This window comes from Moraxella nasicaprae (assembly GCF_025643275.1).
GTDB lineage: Bacteria > Pseudomonadota > Gammaproteobacteria > Pseudomonadales > Moraxellaceae > Moraxella > Moraxella nasicaprae.
Genome location: NZ_CP089977.1, coordinates 678,003 through 697,752, shown reverse-complemented (window position 1 = coordinate 697,752; position 19,750 = coordinate 678,003). Strand labels below are relative to the sequence as shown.

General features: G+C 45.6%; 14 protein-coding genes. 7 read left to right on the top strand and 7 right to left on the bottom strand.

Going from position 1 to position 19,750, the window contains the following annotated elements; translation table 11 throughout:
• The first annotated feature begins 48 nt into the window (after positions 1–48).
• Positions 49–7,824, top strand: coding sequence for a YadA-like family protein (locus tag LU297_RS03210; RefSeq protein WP_263076970.1), 7,776 nt, complete (start codon positions 49–51; stop codon positions 7,822–7,824).
• 456 nt (positions 7,825–8,280) lie between these two features.
• Here the strand turns inward: LU297_RS03210 and LU297_RS03205 are convergent, their stop codons facing one another.
• Positions 8,281–9,750, bottom strand: coding sequence for a YihY family inner membrane protein (locus LU297_RS03205; protein ID WP_263076969.1), 1,470 nt, complete (start codon positions 9,748–9,750; stop codon positions 8,281–8,283).
• A gap of 171 nt (positions 9,751–9,921) precedes the next feature.
• Between LU297_RS03205 and wrbA the strand changes: the two genes are divergently transcribed.
• Both wrbA and LU297_RS03195 read left to right on the top strand, forming a co-directional pair.
• The gene (wrbA, locus tag LU297_RS03200; protein WP_263076968.1) at positions 9,922–10,518 is read left to right on the top strand and encodes an NAD(P)H:quinone oxidoreductase; all 597 of its coding nucleotides are present in this window, start codon (positions 9,922–9,924) and stop codon (positions 10,516–10,518) included.
• A 10-nt stretch (positions 10,519–10,528) separates the two neighbouring features.
• Complete coding sequence (locus LU297_RS03195) at positions 10,529–10,951, top strand: hypothetical protein (protein ID WP_263076967.1); 423 nt, start codon at positions 10,529–10,531, stop codon at positions 10,949–10,951.
• Between the two features lie 30 nt (positions 10,952–10,981).
• Here the strand turns inward: LU297_RS03195 and LU297_RS03190 are convergent, their stop codons facing one another.
• The gene (locus LU297_RS03190) at positions 10,982–11,665 is read right to left on the bottom strand and encodes a DUF3108 domain-containing protein (RefSeq protein WP_263076966.1); all 684 of its coding nucleotides are present in this window, start codon (positions 11,663–11,665) and stop codon (positions 10,982–10,984) included.
• A gap of 333 nt (positions 11,666–11,998) precedes the next feature.
• Here LU297_RS03190 and LU297_RS03185 point away from each other — a divergent pair, with 333 nt between their 5' ends.
• Both LU297_RS03185 and groL read left to right on the top strand, forming a co-directional pair.
• A complete protein-coding gene (locus tag LU297_RS03185) occupies positions 11,999–12,286 on the top strand; it encodes a co-chaperone GroES (RefSeq protein ID WP_263076965.1) in 288 nt (95 codons plus the stop codon).
• A 35-nt stretch (positions 12,287–12,321) separates the two neighbouring features.
• The gene (groL, locus tag LU297_RS03180; RefSeq protein ID WP_263076964.1) at positions 12,322–13,962 is read left to right on the top strand and encodes a chaperonin GroEL; all 1,641 of its coding nucleotides are present in this window, start codon (positions 12,322–12,324) and stop codon (positions 13,960–13,962) included.
• Positions 13,963–14,072: 110 nt separating this feature from the next.
• Here groL and LU297_RS03175 read toward each other — a convergent pair whose 3' ends face one another.
• Positions 14,073–14,207, bottom strand: coding sequence for a hypothetical protein (locus LU297_RS03175; protein WP_263076963.1), 135 nt, complete (start codon positions 14,205–14,207; stop codon positions 14,073–14,075).
• Between the two features lie 141 nt (positions 14,208–14,348).
• Here LU297_RS03175 and LU297_RS03170 point away from each other — a divergent pair, with 141 nt between their 5' ends.
• A complete protein-coding gene (locus LU297_RS03170) occupies positions 14,349–14,744 on the top strand; it encodes a VOC family protein (RefSeq protein WP_263076962.1) in 396 nt (131 codons plus the stop codon).
• A gap of 26 nt (positions 14,745–14,770) precedes the next feature.
• Here the strand turns inward: LU297_RS03170 and LU297_RS03165 are convergent, their stop codons facing one another.
• From LU297_RS03165 to lptM, 4 genes are all read right to left on the bottom strand, one after another.
• Positions 14,771–15,736 carry a tyrosine-type recombinase/integrase gene (locus LU297_RS03165; protein WP_263076961.1) on the bottom strand — a complete coding sequence of 322 codons (966 nt, stop codon included), beginning with the start codon at positions 15,734–15,736 and terminating at the stop codon, positions 14,771–14,773.
• Positions 15,737–15,738: 2 nt separating this feature from the next.
• Positions 15,739–16,638 carry a diaminopimelate epimerase gene (gene dapF / locus LU297_RS03160; protein WP_263076960.1) on the bottom strand — a complete coding sequence of 300 codons (900 nt, stop codon included), beginning with the start codon at positions 16,636–16,638 and terminating at the stop codon, positions 15,739–15,741.
• Positions 16,639–16,883: 245 nt separating this feature from the next.
• On the bottom strand, positions 16,884–18,194 hold the full coding sequence (gene lysA, locus LU297_RS03155) for a diaminopimelate decarboxylase (RefSeq protein ID WP_263076959.1): 1,311 nt from the start codon (positions 18,192–18,194) through the stop codon (positions 16,884–16,886).
• A 20-nt stretch (positions 18,195–18,214) separates the two neighbouring features.
• A complete protein-coding gene (gene lptM / locus LU297_RS03150) occupies positions 18,215–18,322 on the bottom strand; it encodes an LPS translocon maturation chaperone LptM (RefSeq protein WP_263076958.1) in 108 nt (35 codons plus the stop codon).
• 208 nt (positions 18,323–18,530) lie between these two features.
• On the opposite strand from lptM, the gene LU297_RS03145 reads away from it, so the two are divergent.
• A complete protein-coding gene (locus LU297_RS03145; RefSeq protein ID WP_263076957.1) occupies positions 18,531–19,718 on the top strand; it encodes an acetate/propionate family kinase in 1,188 nt (395 codons plus the stop codon).
• Positions 19,719–19,750 lie beyond the last annotated feature (32 nt).

The following is a 19,750-nucleotide window of genomic DNA, read 5'->3' as shown; positions in this document are numbered from 1 at the left end:
TTATGTGCACTTTTTGATTGATTGTTTCATTAACCAAGGTAGGAATTTATGAACAAGTTTTATCGTGTTGTATTTAATCATGCTACACAAACATGGACAGCAGTTGCCGAGTACGCCAAAGCCAAAGGCAAGACCAAATCCATCAAGGTAGCCACCATTGCCACCGCAGTGGTATTAACTGCCTCTGTGGCACAGGCTCAGTTCTTTCCTGGTGCACAACCAAATTTAGTTCCTATCTCTTCGCTATCGACGACACAGAGAATTGAAGTGGCGCATAACTGGATTACAAATAATCTTCAATACATTCCTTCAGATCCTAGAAATTTTGGGGACCTGTACCTAAATGCCCTTAGAACTATAAATGACGATCGCTATGCCTATAATCTGGATGCAAAGCAGCTTGTTGATGTGAATACCGGCTTGCCGGTTGTAAATGCTCATCTTCCCACGATAGATGCAACAACAGCAAAACGAAACTACTTCCACGTTAATGATACAAACAAAACAGCAACACCTATCGCAACCAACAAAGATACTGTTGATAGCACAGGTGGTGCATCAGGTGCAAAAGCTTTGGCGGCGGGCGTCCATGCCCGAGCATTGGGCGAGAATGCCATTGCAGTGGGTTATAATGCTGTCACCAAAACAGGTGTCGCCAATGCACAGCAGTCTTCTAACAGTATTGCAATGGGTACAAATGCTATTGTAAATGGTCAAAAATCAGTTGCTATTGGTTTTAAGGCGGATGTGTCAGCCGATAATTACAATGCAGCATCAGGAATTGCATTAGGCGATGAAGCAACCGTCAGGGGTAAAAACTCCATTGCTTTGGGTCATAGAGCAAAAACCAAAGTGGCAGGTCAAGGTTCAGCAATGGCGATTGGCGACCAAGCTGAGACCACCAACCAGTATGCCGCTGCCATCGGTACTACTGCCAAAGCCCAAGGCTATGGCAGTACTGCCATTGCTTATAAAGCCAAAGCTTTGAGTCAAAATGCAGTGGCATTGGGCGAATCTGCAACCGCAGGCAAACAGGGCGGATATGCTGAAATTGCCATCGGTAATCGTGCTAATGCAATTGGCAACCGTTCTTTGGCGGTGGGTCTTGATGCAAACTCACAGGGTGCTAGTGCAATCGCCATTGGTCATAATGCAAGTACCGAGCTTGCCCGCTCATTGGCATTGGGCAATAAAGCCAATGCCAAAGGCGTGGACAGCACTGCCATCGGTACGACTGCAATCGCAAATGGTACAAGCGGTTATGCCATTGGTACAAGAGCCAATTCAACAGGCACAAACAGCTTTGCGGTAGGTACAGGTGCGACCACTAACGCTGCCAATACAGTTGCCATCGGTACAGAAAGTAAAGCAAATACCCAGTTTGGCGTAGCAATGGGCTATCAAGCCCAAGCAGGCGATTTGGCAAATGCAGGCTACCGCTCAACCGCCATCGGTCATACTGCCAAAGCGTTGGCGAATGACGCCATTGCTATTGGTACAAATTCACAGGCGACCGATGTTACCGCAATCTCTATTGGTCGTAATACCATCAACGCAGGTAGTGGCTCAGTGGCAATTGGCGATGCAGTTCAAATCAGTAACACGGCTGACCGTACAGTGGTATTGGGTCGTGAAATTGATACGCTGACTAAGTCGGACAATGTGATTTTGGGTTCTCGTGCGTCTGAATACTCGGCAACCATCAACAATGACAGTTATGATGCTGATGGTCAAATCAAAGACAAGATTAACCAAGCAACGATTGGTGATATTACCTATGGCGGATTTGCTGGCGAAAGGGCAGCGGGCGTGGTATCAATCGGTCGTGATAAAGCCGACCATGTCTATGGTGATGGCTTAGATGGCGAACGCCGCCTGATTAATGTGGCCGCAGGTGAGATTTCTGCTCGCTCTACTGACGCCATCAATGGCTCGCAGATTTATTCTGTGCTTCAAAATGGCAGCTGGAAACTACAAGAAAATGCCACTGATAAAGATGATGTGAAGTTTGGTGATAAAGTTAATTTTGTTGATGGTGCTAATACCAAAGTTACCATCGCCACTAATTCTGACAAAAATTCAAGTGATATCAAGGTCAATGTGATTGGTCTGCCAGTCTCTTACACCACCAAAGATGGTAAGCCAGTTGCCAAAGTGGGTGATGAATACTATGTGTTAGACGAAAATGGCAACCCAACCGATCAGAAAATTGAAAAAGACAACATTGTTGTCAATGCTATCAATCCAAATGCCAAACCAAATACCATCGGCAATCCGATTAGTATTAGTAATGTACAAAGCGGACTTGGCATCAATCATGTATCAATCAATCCAATCAGTATAACAGGAGGCACTGCACCACTACTTAACTTAGCTAACACTAGTGTTGTGGACAGTACTGTTGCCACTGTGGGTGACTTGCGTAATATGGGTTGGGTTGTTTCTGCTTCTGGTAACCGTTACAACGATGTGGTCAAAAATGCCAATGAAGTCAAATTCATCGGTGAGCAAGGCATCATTGTAAATGGCGAAACCAAAGATAATGTGCGTGAAATTACCATCAAAGGTACATTGTTTGAAACCAAAGAAACTGATGATGGGTACATTATTACTATCACTCAGCCAGATGGTAGTCAAAAGGAACTAAACATCAAAAATGGTAAAGACGGCTTTAGCCCAACTGTAACCGTTGACACCAACGACACAGGCTCAACCGTCACCATCACTGATGCTACTGGCGAAAAAACCTTTGACATCAAGAACGGTAAAGACGGTGCTAAAGGTGACAAAGGTGACCAAGGCGAACAAGGTATCCAAGGCCTAAAAGGTGACAAAGGTGACCAAGGCGAACAAGGTATCCAAGGCCTAAAAGGTGAACAAGGTATCCAAGGTGAAAAAGGTGCTGACGGCTTTAGCCCAACTGTAACCGTTGACACCAACGACACAGGCTCAACCGTCACCATCACTGATGCTACTGGCGAAAAAACCTTTGACATCAAGAACGGTAAAGACGGTGCTAAAGGTGACAAAGGTGACCAAGGCGAACAAGGTATCCAAGGCCTAAAAGGTGACAAAGGTGAACAAGGTATCCAAGGCCTAAAAGGTGACAAAGGTGACCAAGGTGAAAAAGGTATCCAAGGCCTAAAAGGTGACAAAGGTGACCAAGGTGAAAAAGGTGCTGACGGCTTTAGCCCAACTGTAACCGTTGACACCAACGACACAGGCTCAACCGTCACCATCACTGATGCTACTGGCGAAAAAACCTTTGACATCAAGAACGGTAAAGACGGTGCTAAAGGTGACAAAGGTGACCAAGGCGAACAAGGTATCCAAGGCCTAAAAGGTGACAAAGGTGACCAAGGCGAACAAGGTATCCAAGGTGAAAAAGGTGCTGACGGCTTTAGCCCAACTGTAACCGTTGACACCAACGACACAGGCTCAACCGTCACCATCACTGATGCTACTGGCGAAAAAACCTTTGACATCAAGAACGGTAAAGACGGTGCTAAAGGTGACAAAGGTGACCAAGGCGAACAAGGTATCCAAGGCCTAAAAGGTGACAAAGGTGACCAAGGTGAACAAGGTATCCAAGGCCTAAAAGGTGACAAAGGTGACCAAGGTGAAAAAGGTGCTGACGGCTTTAGCCCAACTGTAACCGTTGACACCAACGACACAGGCTCAACCGTCACCATCACTGATGCTACTGGCGAAAAAACCTTTGACATCAAGAACGGTAAAGACGGTGCTAAAGGTGACAAAGGTGACCAAGGCGAACAAGGTATCCAAGGCCTAAAAGGTGACAAAGGTGACCAAGGCGAACAAGGTATCCAAGGTGAAAAAGGTGCTGACGGCTTTAGCCCAACTGTAACCGTTGACACCAACGACACAGGCTCAACCGTCACCATCACTGATGCTACTGGCGAAAAAACCTTTGACATCAAGAACGGTAAAGACGGTGCTAAAGGTGACAAAGGTGACCAAGGCGAACAAGGTATCCAAGGCCTAAAAGGTGACAAAGGTGACCAAGGTGAACAAGGTATCCAAGGCCTAAAAGGTGAACAAGGTATCCAAGGTGAAAAAGGTGCTGACGGCTTTAGCCCAACTGTAACCGTTGACACCAACGACACAGGCTCAACCGTCACCATCACTGATGCTACTGGCGAAAAAACCTTTGACATCAAGAACGGTAAAGACGGTGCTAAAGGTGACAAAGGTGACCAAGGCGAACAAGGTATCCAAGGCCTAAAAGGTGACAAAGGTGACCAAGGCGAACAAGGTATCCAAGGTGAAAAAGGTGCTGACGGCTTTAGCCCAACTGTAACCGTTGACACCAACGACACAGGCTCAACCGTCACCATCACTGATGCTACTGGCGAAAAAACCTTTGACATCAAGAACGGTAAAGACGGTGCTAAAGGTGACAAAGGTGACCAAGGCGAACAAGGTATCCAAGGCCTAAAAGGTGACAAAGGTGACCAAGGCGAACAAGGTATCCAAGGCCTAAAAGGTGAACAAGGTATCCAAGGTGAAAAAGGTGCTGACGGCTTTAGCCCAACTGTAACCGTTGACACCAACGACACAGGCTCAACCGTCACCATCACTGATGCTACTGGCGAAAAAACCTTTGACATCAAGAACGGTAAAGACGGTGCTAAAGGTGACAAAGGTGACCAAGGCGAACAAGGTATCCAAGGCCTAAAAGGTGACAAAGGTGACCAAGGTGAAAAAGGTGCTGACGGCTTTAGCCCAACTGTAACCGTTGACACCAACGACACAGGCTCAACCGTCACCATCACTGATGCTACTGGCGAAAAAACCTTTGACATCAAGAACGGTAAAGACGGTGCTAAAGGTGACAAAGGTGACCAAGGCGAACAAGGTATCCAAGGCCTAAAAGGTGACAAAGGTGACCAAGGTGAACAAGGTATCCAAGGCCTAAAAGGTGACAAAGGTGACCAAGGCGAACAAGGTATCCAAGGTGAAAAAGGTGCTGACGGCTTTAGCCCAACTGTAACCGTTGACACCAACGACACAGGCTCAACCGTCACCATCACTGATGCTACTGGCGAAAAAACCTTTGACATCAAGAACGGTAAAGACGGTGCTAAAGGTGACAAAGGTGACCAAGGCGAACAAGGTATCCAAGGCCTAAAAGGTGACAAAGGTGAACAAGGTATCCAAGGCCTAAAAGGTGACAAAGGTGACCAAGGTGAAAAAGGTATCCAAGGCCTAAAAGGTGACAAAGGTGACCAAGGTGAAAAAGGTGCTGACGGCTTTAGCCCAACTGTAACCGTTGACACCAACGACACAGGCTCAACCGTCACCATCACTGATGCTACTGGCGAAAAAACCTTTGACATCAAGAACGGTAAAGACGGTGCTAAAGGTGACAAAGGTGACCAAGGCGAACAAGGTATCCAAGGCCTAAAAGGTGACAAAGGTGACCAAGGCGAACAAGGTATCCAAGGTGAAAAAGGTGCTGACGGCTTTAGCCCAACTGTAACCGTTGACACCAACGACACAGGCTCAACCGTCACCATCACTGATGCTACTGGCGAAAAAACCTTTGACATCAAGAACGGTAAAGACGGTGCTAAAGGTGACAAAGGTGACCAAGGCGAACAAGGTATCCAAGGCCTAAAAGGTGACAAAGGTGACCAAGGTGAACAAGGTATCCAAGGCCTAAAAGGTGACAAAGGTGACCAAGGTGAAAAAGGTGCTGACGGCTTTAGCCCAACTGTAACCGTTGACACCAACGACACAGGCTCAACCGTCACCATCACTGATGCTACTGGCGAAAAAACCTTTGACATCAAGAACGGTAAAGACGGTGCTAAAGGTGACAAAGGTGACCAAGGCGAACAAGGTATCCAAGGCCTAAAAGGTGACAAAGGTGACCAAGGCGAACAAGGTATCCAAGGTGAAAAAGGTGCTGACGGCTTTAGCCCAACTGTAACCGTTGACACCAACGACACAGGCTCAACCGTCACCATCACTGATGCTACTGGCGAAAAAACCTTTGACATCAAGAACGGTAAAGACGGTGCTAAAGGTGACAAAGGTGACCAAGGCGAACAAGGTATCCAAGGCCTAAAAGGTGACAAAGGTGACCAAGGTGAACAAGGTATCCAAGGCCTAAAAGGTGACAAAGGTGACCAAGGCGAACAAGGTATCCAAGGTGAAAAAGGTGCTGACGGCTTTAGCCCAACTGTAACCGTTGACACCAACGACACAGGCTCAACCGTCACCATCACTGATGCTACTGGCGAAAAAACCTTTGACATCAAGAACGGTAAAGACGGTGCTAAAGGTGACAAAGGTGACCAAGGCGAACAAGGTATCCAAGGCCTAAAAGGTGACAAAGGTGACCAAGGTGAACAAGGTATCCAAGGCCTAAAAGGTGAACAAGGTATCCAAGGCGAACAAGGTATCCAAGGTGAAAAAGGTGCTGACGGCTTTAGCCCAACTGTAACCGTTGACACCAACGACACAGGCTCAACCGTCACCATCACTGATGCTACTGGCGAAAAAACCTTTGACATCAAGAACGGTAAAGACGGTGCTAAAGGTGACAAAGGTGACCAAGGCGAACAAGGTATCCAAGGCCTAAAAGGTGACAAAGGTGACCAAGGTGAAAAAGGTGCTGATGGTAAAGACGGTAAAGACGGTCAAAATGCCATCGCCACAGTAACCAACAATCAAGATGGCACCCATACCATCACCGTTACCGATGTCAATGGCACCACCACTACCGTAGTCAAAGATGGTAGAGATGGTAAAGATGGCGAGGTAGGTCAAGCAGCTGGCGATTGGAATCTGCAAAACAATGGCGAAACCAAAGATGTGGTACAAGCTGGCGACAACATCAACTTTATTGATGGCAAAGGCACAATCGCTACCGTTACAAATGGCGATGGTAAAAATAGCACCGTCAAGATTGACGCACATACAGCCAGCATTGAGGGTGTTCCAGCAGGTCAAGAAAAAGCAGGTTCTGCCATCAGTCCTGTGACTAATGCCCAAACTGCATTAACCAATGCCCAAACTGCATTGGCGAAATTGCCAACAACCGCCACACCAGCGGAGCGTCAAGCAGCCCAAACCGCTGTGACTAACGCCCAACAAGACTTGGCGGTGGCGACTGCTGCATTGGTGACTGCTGATGATGTTGCCAAAGCGATTAACAACTCAGGATTTACCCTAACCACCAGTGCATCTGGCACAGGCAAGGTATCAGGTTCAAGCAAAGAGCTGGTTAATCCAGGTAATACGGTTACCATCAATGCAGGTGATAACATCGCCATCACCCAAAATGCTGGTAAATTAAGCATCACCACGACCGATGATGTATCGTTTAACAATGTTAAAGTTGCAGACACGCTGACAGCCGACACGGTAACAGCCAATGCAATCACGACAAATAGCCTAACGGTCAATGCACAAGGTACGGTCAATATGGGTCATAATGTGGTGAGCAATGTTGCACCAGGTGTGATTTCTGCCAATTCAACCGATGCTGTCAATGGGTCGCAGTTATTTGCAACCAACCAATACATCAACAATTTGCGTCAGCACATTGATGGTGTGGAGCAAAACCTAGAAGCAGGTTTGGCAGGTTCTCGTGCTACTGCCGCCTTGCCACAGGTAAGCACGGTTGGCAAATCAATGCTGGCATTTGGCTTAGGTTCTTATCGAGACCAAGCTGCGGTTGCTGTGGGCTTTTCAAGCCGTAGCGACAATGGCAGAATCACGATTAAGATGAATGTCGATGCCAATACCCAAAAAACCATCGGTGCAGGCGTTGGTTTAGGCTATGAATTCTAATTAAATTCACAAGCCAATCAATCAAAAACCCCAAGTCAGTCGATTTGGGGTTTTTGATTGCAGCTAAGATGACATCGGTGTTTTTTGGTATCATTTTGCTGGATTATGTTAAATCTATGCTTGATGTCATTGCGATGGATTGATGGGGTGTCATAATGACCGTTTGGATACCATTACACCATCAAAACAAGCAAGCCATGACAATATGATGGCTTGTGTCGGCTAAAAGTGATGTCAAATTCATCTTAGTACACCACAAAAATCATTCGTCAGTCTCATCATGGCGTGATGGCTTGCGTTGGATTTTTTACATTAACCATGGCAAATCATGGCGTGCATCTTAACGACATCGCCAATGGTGCTTTGACTACTTTTTTTGGTGCGATGGATTTGATGTTTGCGATAAAATTTTATAAAAAAATCCCTGCCAAAAGTAGGGATGGCAGGGATAAAAACTCATCGCTTAAATCTAGATAGATGTCGTGTGATGAAAGCTGGTACTGAGCTGATGAGTTTTTTGAGTGTGGTTGCAGACTTGCCCTTACCATCTGGAATGATGACGGCATTGCCAAATTCATCGATGGTTTTACGAGCTTTTTGGTCAAAACCCAGCAGTTCGCCAGTTTCTTGATGGTCTTCATCATCAATGCTGACGATGGGCTGTTTTTTACGAAGTGGTACGCCATCAAACAAGTCGGTCAGCGTGATGTCTAATTCTTTGCTGGCGACTTTTTCAATTTTAATCAGCTCATCATACAGTTCATCAAACCATGGGTCATTATCGGCTGACACCAGCTGCTCCAATTCATCTCGAATGGGCAAAGGATAAGGGAGCTTTTTGTAAAATTGCCATAAATTAACGGTTTTTAGGTCAGTTTTGAGGGTGTATTGCCCATCTTTGGTGGGGATGAGTAGATTATTGGTTAATAATTGACCTAGATAGATATTCCATTTTGGTAATTCCTTGCGACCCAACATACCACGCAGTTCATTTTCACTGACACTTTCGCCTTGTTGATATTTTTTGTATGCCAAATTTAGCATATCAAGCAGGCTAAGCAATGGGTGACGAACGGGTGTCTCTTTGGTATCAAAAATGGTCAAGGTGTAGCTGATTTGCACCCCCAATAAAATCAAATTCCACGACAAATAAATCCACAATAAAAAAATCGGCAAAGCGGCAAAAGCACCATAAATCGCCTCATAACTGGTAAAGTTGCTCATCACCGTGCCAAAAATTTGTTTGAGTGTTTCAAACAAAATGGCGATGACCAAACCTGCAATGGCAGCGTTTTTGATGGGTACTTGTGCTTTTGGGATAAACCAATACATGCCAATAAAGCCTGCCACCATCAGGGCAAAAGACACCAAATACGCCCAAACACCCCAATCAATGCCGTAGCCTGCAAATTTTTGGTTCAAAAAACTTAGGCTTTGAATGGCACTAGATGCACCAAAAATCACACCAAGCACAATCGGGCCAAGCGTAATCATGACCCAGTAACGAATCAGGCTTGCCATACCGCCAGAACGCTCTTGCACTCGCCAAATATGGTTGAATGTATGTTCGATGGTGTTGAGTGTCAAAATGGCCGTAACAAACAGCCCCAGTACGCCCACAATGCCAAGATTGCTTGATTTTTCGGCGAAGGTTTGGATATATTGACTGATTTGTACGCCAGATGATGGCATGACATTATCATAGATGATGTTTTGGACTTGTTCTCGCACGCCTTGTAGGGCTGGAATGCTGGAAAACACCACCAGCACAACCGTCAAAACAGGTACGATGGACAGTAGCGTGGTATAAGTCAGGCTGGCGGCTTTTTGCTGGCATTCATCTTGGGTAAAATGACGAAACAGCAGGCGTAAATACATGAACCAGCCATGATGAGCAAAAGGAAGTTTGTTTAATAAATGAGTCATGGTAATAAAAAATCAATCAAGTTGTTTGTTTAATCTGTATAGTGTATCAAAAAATGCACCAACATTTTGGGATTTTATGTGAGTAATTGTGTATCACGATGAGTTGTGTGATGCGATTTTTATGCCAAAACTTGCTATAATATGGGCAAACATCACATCAATAAGAGGTCAATGATGTCAGAGTATATCTTGGTATTGTATGATTCGGCACACGGCACAACCAAAGAGCTGGCGTATCTGATTGCACAGGGCGTGACGGACGCTGGGGTTGGGGTGCGTATTCGCTGCGTACCAAAAGTTTCTGCCGTTTGCGAGCAGGTGGCAGATGTCATTCCTGACGCTGGCGATTTGTATTGCACGGCTGATGATTTGCATGATTGCATCGGTCTGGCGTTGGGCAGCCCTGTGTATTTTGGGAATATGTCGGCAAATATGAAGTATTTTTGGGATAATACGGTGTCGGTTTGGCTGTCTGGCGGTTTGCAGGGCAAGCCTGCGTGTGTGTTTGGCAGTTCGGGCAGTTTGCACGGCGGTCAAGAAAGCACTCTTTTGACGATGATGATGCCATTATTGCATCACGGCATGATGGTGATGGGTTTACCATATAAGCACCCTGAGTTATCACACACCACTCGTGGCGGTACGCCTTATGGGGCAACAGGTGTGTCGGGGTCTCGTCATGATTTGACACTCAGCCAAGACGAAAAAATCTTGGCAATGGCACAAGGCAGTAGATTGGCACAGACTGCTTTACAGCTCATCAAGTAATGGAAATGGTATGAAAGCAACCGATAAACAACCCAAGCCCGTTGCACCAATTCAGCAAAAATTGCGTTTGAGTTGGGGGCTGTGGCTGGTGATGGGGGTGGTGGTGCACCCTGTGATATTGACGATGATGACATCATCAGACTGGTTGAAATTTTTTAGTGTGCAATTGCTGGCATATTTACCTGCGTTGATTGGCAGTATCTGGATTTGGCACGGTAAAAAGCCTTATGCGTTGATTGTGCTTAGTTTTGTGACGCTGATTTATTTAGGTGTGGCAGGTGTGCAATTATTGATGGGTGTGTATCAGCAGCTGCCAACTGTCTTGCTGTTCTATGGCATCATTCAAACTGTGCTACTGGTATTGATTAACGGACTGCTGTTTGTGCTACTAAAACGATTGCCTGCCATGCACAAAAATGGCACAACCACCTAATGTACTTGTGCCATCGATTTACTTATCCAATCATTGATTAACTCTGCTTAGCTCCATCGAGATGACCTTGCCATCAGCGATTTGACTGACCTTGACGGGCAGATAGTTTAGCTGTGGTGCTAGCCAAAAGCTGGTTGCACGGTCGGTGTCGTGATGAATGCGGTCAATGCGAATCACTTCATAAGTGCCAGCAGGGACAGTGATTTTGCTGTTGCCTGCTTTTTTGAATTTGGTGACTTCAATCTCATTCTTTTTGACCAGATGGTAGCTGCCACTAAACTTGCCATTGATGAGTTCTTGGCGAATTTGAGCCTCCATGCTAAGGTCATCATAGGCTTGACGGCTCATATTGAGCGTCTTGCTTTTGCCTTTATAGGTACTGACCACAGTTTTTGCCGCATTATTAAATTTAATGCTGTGTGTATTACCAATGCCTAAGATTTTTGCTGACATTTGTGCATTATTTGGGACGATTTGGTTGTTAGATAGGCTAAAATTGGCCTCTTGGCTTAGGTTGGCAACTTTGGCGGCAGAGCCTGATACTCTGTATTTGTAGCTATTGCCTGACTTGGTTAGGGTGCGAGTGGCACTGCCTTTAAAGCCGTCAGCACTGACATTATAAGTGGCAGAAAACGCTGGTAAATCAGCTGCCAAGCTGGCAACTGGCAACATAACAAGAGTGCTTAATGCTAGGATTGTTTTAGTCATTTTCATTATAAAACTCCATCATCTGATAGAAATCTGTGTTTGTGTGCTTATAATGGACAATTTTTGTTACAATTTCAAGTAAATAATCGCTTTTGTTTGTAGTGCTTGTGTCAAATTTTCCCAAGATTGCGTAACAATTTGGTTTATTTGCTAAGATTTGGATATTTTTGTGGCGGTCTGGGTAAATTGACGGACAATCTGGCATCAATCAAGAAAAAATTTATGGCTATTTGTAAAAAATTGCTTGAAAAATTGCACCACAAACACCATCTGTAAGCCAAGATTTTGAGCAAATCATTTGCTTAATGAAAAAATAATTGTCAAAGTTAAGGAGTTTTTATGAAAATTCGTCCATTGCACGACCGCATCGTGGTTCGCCGCACCGAAGAAGAGCAAAAAACCGCTGGCGGTATCCTATTGCCAGGTTCTGCCCAAGAAAAGCCACAACAAGGCACCATCATCGCTGCTGGTAATGGTCAAATCACCGACAATGGTGTGCGTCCCTTAGATGTCAAAGTTGGCGATGTGGTGCTGTTTAGCCAATACGCTGGTCAAACGGTCAAAGTTGATGGCGAAGAATTGCTCATCATGAAAGAAAGCGATGTGCTTGGCGTGCTAGAAGCATAATTGATTAAAAAATTACAATCGTTCGGAGAAAAAACATGGCAAAAGATGTAAGTTTTGGTACAAATGCCCGTGAAAAGATGATTGATGGCGTGAATATCCTAGCCAACGCCGTCAAAGTTACCTTAGGCCCAAAAGGTCGCAATGTTGTGATTGACAAATCATTTGGTGCACCAACCATCACCAAAGATGGCGTGTCTGTCGCCAAAGAAATCGAGCTAGAAGATAAATTTGAAAACATGGGTGCACAGCTTGTGCGTGAAGTCGCCTCTAAGACCAATGATGTGGCAGGCGATGGTACGACCACTGCGACTGTTCTTGCTCAGGCTATTTTGGTTGAAGGTATGAAAACCGTTGCTGCTGGCATGAACCCAATGGACTTAAAGCGTGGTATCGATAAAGCGGTGCGTGCTGCTGTTGAAGAAATCAAAGCATTAGCAACACCTGCCAATGACCATAAAGCCATTGCCCAAGTTGGCTCTATCTCTGCCAACTCAGACACTAAGATTGGCGAGCTGATTAGTCAAGCGATGGAAAAAGTTGGCAAGCAAGGCGTCATCACTGTTGAAGAGGGTTCAGGTTTTGAGGACGCTCTTGAAGTGGTTGAGGGTATGCAGTTTGACCGTGGCTACATCAGCCCATATTTTGCCAACAAGCAAGATACCTTGACTTGTGAATTTGACAATCCATTGATTTTGCTTGTGGACAAAAAAATCGGCAATATCCGTGAAATCGTGCCTTTGCTTGAAAAAGTCATGCAAACCAGCCGTCCACTTCTTATCATCGCCGAAGATGTAGAAAACGAAGCGTTGGCAACTTTGGTGGTCAATAACTTGCGTGGCGGTCTAAAAACCTGTGCAGTCAAAGCACCTGGTTTTGGCGACCGTCGTAAAGCCATGCTACAAGACATCGCTATCTTGACAGGCGGTGTGGTCATTTCAGAAGAAGTTGGTCTAAGCCTTGAAACTGCTGAAATTGCTCATCTAGGTACTGCCAAGAAAGTGACCATTGGCAAAGAAAATACCGTGATTGTGGACGGTGCTGGCGACAAAACCGCCATCAGCGAGCGTGTGGAAGCGATTCGCCGTCAAGTCGAAGAATCAACCAGCGACTACGACAAAGAAAAACTACAAGAACGCATTGCCAAATTGTCTGGCGGTGTGGCGGTCATCAAAGTTGGTGCAGCAACCGAAACAGAAATGAAAGAGAAGAAAGACCGTGTGGACGATGCCCTGCATGCCACTCGTGCTGCTGTTGAAGAGGGTGTTGTGCCTGGTGGTGGTGTGGCGTTGGTGCGTGCTTTGGCGGCACTTAGCGAGCTAAAAGGCGACAATGATGACCAAAATGCTGGCATCAATATTCTTCGCCGTGCGATGGAAGCACCACTTCGCCAAATCGTTACCAATGCTGGCGAAGAAGCCTCTGTCATCATCAATGCGGTTAAAAATGGCTCTGGCAACTATGGCTATAACGCTGCTACTGGCGAATATGGCGATATGCTTGAAATGGGTATCCTTGACCCAGCCAAAGTGACTCGCTCAGCACTAGAACACGCTGCCAGCGTGGCAGGTCTAATGCTGACTACCGAAGTGATGATTACCGACAAGCCAACCGCTGATAACGGTGCTGCTGCTATGGCAGGCATGGGCGGTATGGGTGGCATGGGCGGTATGATGTAATCTGCTTTTGCTACATTGACAATAAACCCCAAGAGTGCTATCTTGGGGTTTATTTATTGTAAAAAACTTATCTTTCATCATGTGATTGCTACATGGATTGCAATGAATCATCAATGCACAACACTGCACAAAATACAACCAAATTCCATGTTGTCATGAGAGTCAGTCTCGATGATGTACTCATCGCCATGATGGTAATCATGGGCGGTTTTTAATTTTTGGTTATATGCACCAAGGGTGTTCATGCCTAATTTTTGTGAAATAATTATCAACAAAAAACTGTTTTTTGGTCGAGTTGCCAAGTCATCATGTGCAATCTTGTGATGTTAATGATGATGAATAAAAAATTACCAAAACTACTTTACCGTCAAACAAGGAGATGATGAATGAAGGTGGTCGGACTTGATCATTTGGTATTGACCGTGTCGGATATTGAGCAAAGCGTGGCGTTTTACACTCAGATTTTGGGTATGACGCACATGATTTTTGGTCATCATCGTCATGCTTTGGGATTTGGTCAGCAAAAAATCAACCTACATCATCAAGACAATCCTGTGTTGCCCAATGCCAAGCATGCCACCACAGGCAGTGCTGATTTGTGCTTATTGGTTGATGGTGGTTTAAAGGCATGGCTTGAATTTTTACATCAAAGACAGATACCCATCATTGATGGCATTGTGACACGCACAGGGGCGGTTGGTACAATTCAATCCATCTATATCCAAGACCCTGATGGTAATTTGATTGAGCTAAGCCAATATCAGACAAATGATGGGCATTAAATTGCTGGTGTGTCGCTTGATGAGCGTCATGTTGGGCGTGATTTTTTGTTGGCTCTGGGGTGTGTGCCATCATAAACTTGTGATAGCGTACCAAAATCCACTTGGGTATAAATCTGCGTGGTACTGATGTTAGTATGCCCAAGCATGTCTTGAACAGCACGCAAATCACCGCTGGCGGTCAGCAAATGAGAGGCAAAACAATGTCGCAGCAGATGTGGGTGCAAGGACAGTTCTATGCCTGCTCGTGTTGCACAGGCGGTCAGTCTTAGTTGTACTGCACGCACCGATAATCTGGTTCCAAATCGTTCGCTGATGAATAGGGCATTGCTGTTTTGTTCTTGCCACAAATCTCGATGGGGTAGGTAGTGCTTGATGGCAATCAAAGCCTTGGAACCAACAGGCACTTGGCGGACTTTATTGCCTTTACCCAGCACTCGTACGATTTTCTCATCAAAATTGATGTCGCCCATGTTCAGCCCAACCAATTCTGAGACCCGCAATCCACTACTGTACATCAATTCAAACATTGCCTTATCTCGCACCCACAGTCGTGCAGCCATTGGCTCTGATGGCATTGGTTGGTCTAGTAGGCGAGCGATGAGCGATTCATCAGCGACTTTGGGTAGATTTCTGGGTTGGGTTTTTAGCTTATAGCCTGTGGTGGGATTGTAAGCCAAGTAATGTTGCTCAGTCAGATATTGGCAAAATTTACGAATGCCTGCCAATTCTTGTTTGATACTACTGACTTGCAAGCCGTCTTCTTCTAGGCGAGTGCCAAAATATTGTTCAATGTCCAAGCGAGTGGCGTGCAGTAGGTTTTTTTGTTGATTTTCTAAAAAATTCAGCAAGCGAATGATGCTTTGATGATAAGCATTGATGGTATGAGTGGAGAAATTTTGTTGGGATAAGATTTTTAGCCAAGCAGTCAGATAACCCCAAGCCGCATCATCGGGTCTTGGGGTTTTTGGGTTGAGAATGGCGGATAATCTCACGGCTAAAAGGTGTTGTCAGCGTCTGGGTTGAGCTTGATACCAGCCGATGCCGCCAGTCCATCTGGGCTAAATACACCCTCAAAGACAAAGGCAGTTGGACCTGTCATCATCAAAGAGTAGCCCTCTTGCCAGCGAATCGCCAGACTACCTCCATATAGCTGAGCTCGAATGTCCACACCTTCATCTAGCCAGCCCTCTCGAATCCCTGTGGCAACTGCCGCACATGCCCCTGTGCCACAGGCTTGGGTCTCGCCAACACCTCGTTCAAAGACACGCAAGCGAATGTGGCGTTGATTGACAACCTGCATAAAGCCGACATTGACTCGCTCAGGAAATGCTTCGTGCGACTCAATTAACGCTCCTAATCGTTCAACATCAGCGGTCAAAACATCGTCCACTTTGATGACGGCGTGTGGATTGCCCATGTTGGCAACATACAGCTCAACAGGTTCGCCATCAACATCCAGCCGATAAGCATTACCAATGCGAGTGATGGCTTTTGGGGTAAAAGGAATTTCAACAGGCTCAAACTTGGGCTTGCCCATATCGACCTGCACCCAGCCGTAACGGTCGGTGTTCAGAGTGATGATGCCGCTGGCGGTCTCGACTCTTAGTCGCTGTTTAAAAGACAGCTTGCGTGCTTGAACGAATGAGGCAAAGCATCTAGCACCATTACCACATTGTGACACTTCGCTGCCATCAGCATTAAAAATACGGTATTTAAAATCCACATCGGGACGGGTGGGTGGTTCAACAATCAGTAGTTGGTCAAAACCCACACCAATACGGCGATCGGCAAGCAGTCTAACCAGTTCTGGGGTTAGAACCATTCTTTGGGTAACCAAGTCAATGACCATAAAATCATTGCCCAGTCCGTGCATTTTGGTAAATTCAATCAGCATAATTGTGTCCTTCATTTTTATAATATTGCCTGCTATCTTACCATGTTGTCATGGGCTTGGCTAGGTGTTTTTATGCCAAATGATGGATTTTCGAGGCGATTTATTTTGTCCAAAAGTCAGGCGGTTTGCCAAATTTGTTGCCTTGTTTTGATGATGGTTTATGATGGGATTGCAGATACTGAGTGTGGCTTGGTTTGTATGATAAAAAAACCGCTCAACATGGAGCGGTTTTGAGATTGGAGGCATTAGGCAAATTCGCCTTTCCATAAGTCATCTAGTGTCTCACGCTGGCGAATCAGACGATGTTTTCCATCATCAACCATCACCTCAGCAGGGCGTGGGCGACTGTTGTAGTTGCTTGCCATCGTAAAGCCGTATGCCCCAGCCCCTGTGATGGCAAGTGTGTCGCCAACCTTGATATCAAGCAGGCGATTTTTGCCCAGCACATCACTAGATTCACAGACTGAGCCGACAATATCCCAAACCTTTGGATTGTCTTGATGTTCATTGTTGGCTGGAATGATTGCCATGACCGCTTCATATAGAGCGGGACGAATCAATTCGCTCATCGAGGCATCAACAACAGCGAAATTTTTAAATTCGGTGGGTTTTAACACATCAACACGAGTCAAAAGCACACCAGAATTGGCAACCAAACTGCGACCTGGTTCAAGATATAATGTCAAACCCAAAGCCTGCAAGCGTGGCAATAGCGTCTGGGCGTATTCTGCGATACTGGCAGGATTTTCATCGATGTATCGCACGCCAAGACCGCCACCTAGGTCAATGTGTTCTAGCGTGATGCCATGGGCTTTTAGGGCGTCAATCAGTTCGATAATTTTATCCAAAGCATCTGAAAAGCCCTGCGTGTCGAGCAGTTGTGAGCCGATATGGCAGTCAATGCCTTTGATGTGCAGATTTGGCAATGAGCTGGCGTGTAGATAGCTTGCTACGGCTTGCTCGTGACTGATGCCAAACTTGTTATCTTTCATGCCTGTTGAAATATAAGGGTGAGTTTTGGCATCGACATCAGGATTGATGCGTAGTGAGATACGAGCGGTTTTGCCAAGCTCTTGGGCAACTTGGTTGATTAAATCCAACTCGCTAATCGCTTCAACATTAAAGCAATCAATGTCAGCCTCCAAAGCAAAAGCAATATCTTCCTTGGTTTTGCCCACGCCTGAATAAACCACTTTTTTGCCGTCTGTCACCTGCAATACACGAGCCAATTCACCTTTGGAAACGATATCAAAACCAGCCCCTGCCTGTGCCAGAGTTTTTAGAACAGCAAGATTTGAGTTGGTCTTGACCGCATAACAGATACGATGGTTGATATTGGCAAAACCATGACAGTACTCAGCATATTTGTCTAGCAAAGCACGCTTAGAATAGACATATAAAGGCGTGCCATAGGTTTGGCATAGTTCATCAGCAGGCACGCCATCGATGGTTAGGTGGTGGTTTTGATAATCAATATAAGGCAATGCTTGGGTCAGAACATCAGCGTCAATCAATAAGGCGTCATCAATCATGCGGCTGGCAGGACTAAAAGTCATGACAAAATTTCCTTAATTTTTTATTGTTGAGAAATGTTGGTGGATTGGTTAGGTAGGTATAACGCTCCCTTTTGACCACAGGCTGTCAGGCACAATAGGGCGATGAGTGCTATTGGTAATAATTTCATACAATACCATCAAATTTTATTAAAAACACCGTGTATTGTAGCATAATGACAATTATTCGGTCAAAAATTGTTTTGGCAAAATGAGGCAAAACATTGTAAAATAGACGGTATATCGTTTGATAATCACGGGCGTTTGGTGGCATGATTTTAAAAATTCATCATTCTTAAAGCAACCACTTCGCCAACACAAATCCCCATTGGAGCTTTTATGAGTCTAATCAATCCAACCCTAGTCCTAAACTGTGGTTCATCATCAATCAAATATGCCCTAATCAGCGAAGATGGCGAAAGCCGCATTGAAGGTCTTGCCGAAGCCTTAGGCAACACCGATGCTCGCATCAAGCATAAAAACCTAGATGGTTCAAAAATTGAAATCAATATCCCCAATTCAGGTGCTCATACCGAAGCCCTACAAATCATCTTGGGCGAGCTAATCAGCGAGTATAAGCCTGTGGCGGTTGGTCATCGTGTGGTGCATGGTGGCGATAAATTCAAATCAGCGACTGTCATTACTGACGAAGTCTTGGCAACCATCGAAGAGCTGGCAAGTCTTGCACCGCTACACAACCCAGCCAATGCTGCTGGTATCCGTGCGATTAACGCAATTTATCCAGATTTGCCACAGGTGGCGATTTTTGACACCGCATTCCATCAAAGTATGCCAGCTCACGCCTATCGTTACGCCATTCCAAAAGAGCTTTATACAGAGCATCAAATCCGCCGTTACGGCTTCCACGGCTCATCACACGCTTATGTCTCTAATCGTGCCAGCACCTTGACCGATAAGCCAGCACCGCACGGCTGGGTAGTGGCTCACTTGGGTAATGGTTGCTCAGCGACCGCTGTGTATGAGGGCAAAAGTCTAGACACCAGTATGGGCATTACCCCGCTAGAAGGCTTGATGATGGGTACTCGCAGTGGCGACTTAGACCCAAGCATGCACATTCATCTACATCGTACGCTAGGTCTTAGCATTGAAGAGATTGATACCTTGCTGAACAAAAAAAGCGGTCTGCTTGGTGTCTCTGGCATCTCAAATGATATGCGTAACCTAGAAACTGCCGCCAAAGAAGGCAATGCTGATGCGATTTTGGCACTAGAAATGTTTGCTTATCGTACTGCCAAGTACATCTTGGGCTTGACCGCTGCTCTACCAACTTTCACAGGCATTGCCTTTACAGGCGGTGTGGGTGAAAATGGTGCAGATATGCGTGCATCTATCGTCTCTCATCTAAAACATTTGGGTGCTAAGATTGATGCAGACAAGAACCAAGCCTTGTTCCGTGGTGCAGAAGGCAGCTTCCATACTGCTGATTCTAGCATTGAGCTATGGGTAATCCCAACCGATGAAGAATTCCAAATCGCCTTTGAAACCAAAGCTGTTTTGGGTCTGTAAGTAAAAAAATGCACTGTGTCAAACGGTGCATT

Coding starts and splice junctions, on each gene's coding strand:
- LU297_RS03210 (WP_263076970.1), top strand. CDS start 49: ATGAACAAGTTTTATCGTGTTGTATTTAATCATGCTACACAAACATGG.
- LU297_RS03205 (WP_263076969.1), bottom strand. CDS start 9,750: ATGACTCATTTATTAAACAAACTTCCTTTTGCTCATCATGGCTGGTTC.
- wrbA (WP_263076968.1), top strand. CDS start 9,922: ATGATGTCAGAGTATATCTTGGTATTGTATGATTCGGCACACGGCACA.
- LU297_RS03195 (WP_263076967.1), top strand. CDS start 10,529: ATGAAAGCAACCGATAAACAACCCAAGCCCGTTGCACCAATTCAGCAA.
- LU297_RS03190 (WP_263076966.1), bottom strand. CDS start 11,665: ATGAAAATGACTAAAACAATCCTAGCATTAAGCACTCTTGTTATGTTG.
- LU297_RS03185 (WP_263076965.1), top strand. CDS start 11,999: ATGAAAATTCGTCCATTGCACGACCGCATCGTGGTTCGCCGCACCGAA.
- groL (WP_263076964.1), top strand. CDS start 12,322: ATGGCAAAAGATGTAAGTTTTGGTACAAATGCCCGTGAAAAGATGATT.
- LU297_RS03175 (WP_263076963.1), bottom strand. CDS start 14,207: ATGAACACCCTTGGTGCATATAACCAAAAATTAAAAACCGCCCATGAT.
- LU297_RS03170 (WP_263076962.1), top strand. CDS start 14,349: ATGAAGGTGGTCGGACTTGATCATTTGGTATTGACCGTGTCGGATATT.
- dapF (WP_263076960.1), bottom strand. CDS start 16,638: ATGCTGATTGAATTTACCAAAATGCACGGACTGGGCAATGATTTTATG.
- lysA (WP_263076959.1), bottom strand. CDS start 18,194: ATGACTTTTAGTCCTGCCAGCCGCATGATTGATGACGCCTTATTGATT.
- lptM (WP_263076958.1), bottom strand. CDS start 18,322: ATGAAATTATTACCAATAGCACTCATCGCCCTATTGTGCCTGACAGCC.
- LU297_RS03145 (WP_263076957.1), top strand. CDS start 18,531: ATGAGTCTAATCAATCCAACCCTAGTCCTAAACTGTGGTTCATCATCA.